Origin of the sequence: Mesorhizobium tianshanense (assembly GCF_007830515.1) — a bacterium.
Lineage (GTDB): Bacteria > Pseudomonadota > Alphaproteobacteria > Rhizobiales > Rhizobiaceae > Mesorhizobium > Mesorhizobium tianshanense.
On the sequence record NZ_VLKT01000130.1, the window covers coordinates 1 to 3,223 of the forward strand.

3 protein-coding genes are annotated in these 3,223 nt (G+C 58.1%); all 3 read left to right on the top strand.

Annotation, left to right across the window (positions count from 1 at the left end; genetic code table 11):
• On the top strand, positions 1 to 767 hold a 767-nt coding region (locus tag IQ26_RS38680), incomplete at its 5' end, for a reverse transcriptase domain-containing protein (RefSeq protein WP_240547480.1).
• An 814-nt stretch (positions 768 to 1,581) separates the two neighbouring features.
• The gene (locus tag IQ26_RS38690) at positions 1,582 to 2,289 is read left to right on the top strand and encodes a class I SAM-dependent DNA methyltransferase (protein WP_145723553.1); all 708 of its coding nucleotides are present in this window, start codon (positions 1,582 to 1,584) and stop codon (positions 2,287 to 2,289) included.
• 233 nt (positions 2,290 to 2,522) lie between these two features.
• A partial coding sequence (locus tag IQ26_RS38695) for an SDR family NAD(P)-dependent oxidoreductase (protein ID WP_145723554.1) occupies positions 2,523 to 3,223 on the top strand: 701 nt, incomplete at its 3' end.

Consider the following 3,223-nt stretch of genomic DNA (forward strand, 5'->3'; position numbering starts at 1 on the left):
TATTACCTTTTAAGACGATAATCAAGCACAGAACGAGAACGATCGAGCGAAATCGACCGGTCAAACTCAAAGTTACCTTTTGCGTTCAGGGAGTGATCAGCCCGCTCCTCGCCAATATCTTCCTGCACTACATCCTCGATCTCTGGGCCCACCAATGGCGACGTCGCCATGCGCGCGGTTGTGTTGTGATCGTGCGCTACGCTGACGACTTCGTCATGGGCTTTGAGAAGAAGGCCGATGCAGAGGAGATGCTGTTGGCCCTCAAGGCGCGGCTGGCCGGCTTTGGCCTGACGCTCCATGAGGACAAGACGCGGCTGATCGAGTTTGGGCGGTTCGCGGCCCTCTCACGACAGCGGCGTGGCGAGCGGCGGCCAGAGACCTTCGCCTTCCTGGGCTTCACCCACTACTGCGGGCGGACCCGGGACGGCCGGTTCATCGTGAAGCACAAGACGGAAGGGAAACGCCTGACGCGCAAGCTGACGGCGCTGCGCCAGGATGCCTGGCGGCTCATGCACGCGCCACTGGCTGCGCAGCACAGGTGGTTCGCCGCCGTTCTGCGTGGACACTACGGCTACTACGGCAGGCCGCACAACTACCCAGCGCTCAACGGATTCCATCGGCAAATGCGCCGGGTATGGCTACGGTGTCTGAGACGGCGCAGCCAGAAAAGCCGGCGCATGGGCTGGTCGGAGTTCGAGACCCTGACGGCGCGCTTCCCCCTGCCAACTCCGCGCATCACTCGAACTTGGGCGCAAGCACGGATATGACGCGGGTTACCCTCGGGAAGAGCCGGGTGCGGGAAATCCGCCCGCCCGGATCTGTGAGGGCGAAAGCCGAATGGCTGAGCTACTCGACCACGACCCCGGTGCCGACACTAACTATCGGTTTTGTCGAGTCCGTGACACGGTGGGCTTCGCTGCTGATGCACTCTCATTTAAGGCTTTGAATAATACGTTCGAGCAGCAGAGCTCCTACGAGGGCTCGAAAAGAGCATCTGAGATTGACGCGCAAGGATACTGACTTACGCCCCAATGCGTACCGGCCCGGCGCCGAGGCTAGTCTCCTGCAGCGATCCCCCTGCTGATTTATTTCCAATACAACGTCGTCACGCGGAAGGATTGTTGTAGTGTTATTACAGAACTATGTCGGTTTAGTTTCTGGAGATAAATGAAAAATAAGTATATCTCAAAATTGTAACGCAATGTAATATAAAATTCTCAAAAATCACCTTTTTGCCCCTGCATGCCGCTGGTACAGTCGCTGTTGAGAATATCAAATCTTCGCTTTCTGCTAACCATCTTGGGAGTGTCGATGGCTTATCGTGGAGAGCGTCCATGCAGGACCGGCAGCAGCCAGGTCAGGAATTGCAGACCAATCCTGCCGGGCGGATCAAGCCGAGAGGGTGGACATATGTTTCCGCTACAGGACGTCGACGTGATTACCTTGTGTCTAGACTTCTTCGCATGGTCAAACAACCATGCTCCGCATAGTGGCAAGGAACAGTCCGTGGTTTCAGCCGCGGTCATTGCGCGCCCATGAATGCAGTGCCGCACCCATCTGCCCCTACATAGAGGAACTGTTATGAACACCCTGGATCAGCAAACAGCACCGGAGCAAGCCGCACGAGAGCGCATGAAGGCATCCCATGCCCTCGATGGCGACACGGTTCGCTTGGCCCACTTATATCGCGGATGGGCGAGTGCCTTCGATCTGGATCAGGCCCGCGTCGGGTACTGCGGGCCGATGATCGTGGCGGAACTGGCAGGCGCCGTGCAGACGGCCTATTTGGCCGGGCAGCGAAATGCCATCGCAATCCTGGACGCTGGTTGCGGAACAGGGCTCGTCGGCGTGGAACTGGAACGCCTCGGCTTCCGCTTGATTGACGGGTTCGATCTCTCCGAAGAGATGGCCGAAAAAGCCCGGCAAACCGGCGTCTACCGCCATGCCCGAGGCGATGTCGACCTTAACGGGCGGCTCTCCGACTACTCCAGCGCGAGCTATGACCTAACCGTCTGCTGCGGCGTCCTCACGCTCGGACACGTCCGACCGGATGGGTTGCGCGAGCTGGCTCGCGTCACCCGCCCGAACGGCTTCGTCATTGTAAGCACCCGCAAGAGCTATGCGGAGACGACATCATTTGAAGGCGAGGTGCGGCGTCTGCAGGATGAGGGCGTCCTTATACCGGCACAGTGTCTAAGGAACGGCAGATACGTCGCCGAGGAGGACGCGCACTATTGGGTCTTCCGGGTGCCCGAGAAGCTCAGTGCACCGACGGAGGAGCGGCCATGACCTCGATACCGCAAATCTTGCTGTCGAAACTGGCAGCCGATGCAAGGCGACACTTGCAAAAGCTGCCACGAGGTGGTCACCGTGTCCTAGGCATGGGAATAACTTTAGCTTGTTCACTGTATGATTTTTTGGTCTCTGGCGAAAAGGTAGGAACTAGCGGTATGCGAGCTTTGATCAGTAAGCAGTCCGCCTAAACTACTCACTAGGCCTCATCACTTTTACTTGGCGATACTATGACGAATTCCAAGAAGGTTGTTATCGTGACTGGCGCGACGTCGGGGATAGGGGAGGCCATCGCAGAGGCCTTCGCCGCGACAGGGGCGTCACTCGGATTGGTCGGCCGCGATCGGGAGCGGGGCCAAAGAGTGCTGAAGTCGGTTGAGAAACTCGATTGTCAGGCCGAATTGATGCTCGGCGATGTCGCTGACTCGGCCTTCGCCGACCACGTGATTGAATCTACTGTAGAAAGGTTCGGAAAGGTCGACGCCCTGGTGAACAGCGCCGGGATCATCCGGCGTGGAAACGCCGTCGATACCACGGATGATGATTGGCGTCAGACTTTCGACGCCAATGTCAGCGGTGTGTTCTACTTCAGCCGCGCCGCAGTGAAGTCTATGCGGAGGACCGGCGGCGGCAGCATTGTCAACATAGCCTCGAATGTGGGGTTGGTTGGCTGTCCCGGGCTGGCTGCTTATTGCGCGTCAAAGGGCGCGGTCGTTTTGTTGACACGCGCCATGGCGCTCGATCACGCCAAAGAGCAAATCAGCATCAATGCCGTGTGCCCTGGCCCCGTGGATACACCCATGCTTGTGTCGGGCCATAACAAGCCAGTTAGCGTCGACGAGATCCTACAAAGGAATATTGATTCAGTACCCCAGGGTCGCGTGGCGACGCCGAAAGAAATCGCAAGTCTGACGCTATTCCTCGCGAGCGA

Bases quoted from the DNA above. Each gene is read 5' to 3' on its own strand.
- IQ26_RS38690 (WP_145723553.1), top strand. From the start codon at position 1,582: ATGAACACCCTGGATCAGCAAACAGCACCGGAGCAAGCCGCACGAGAG.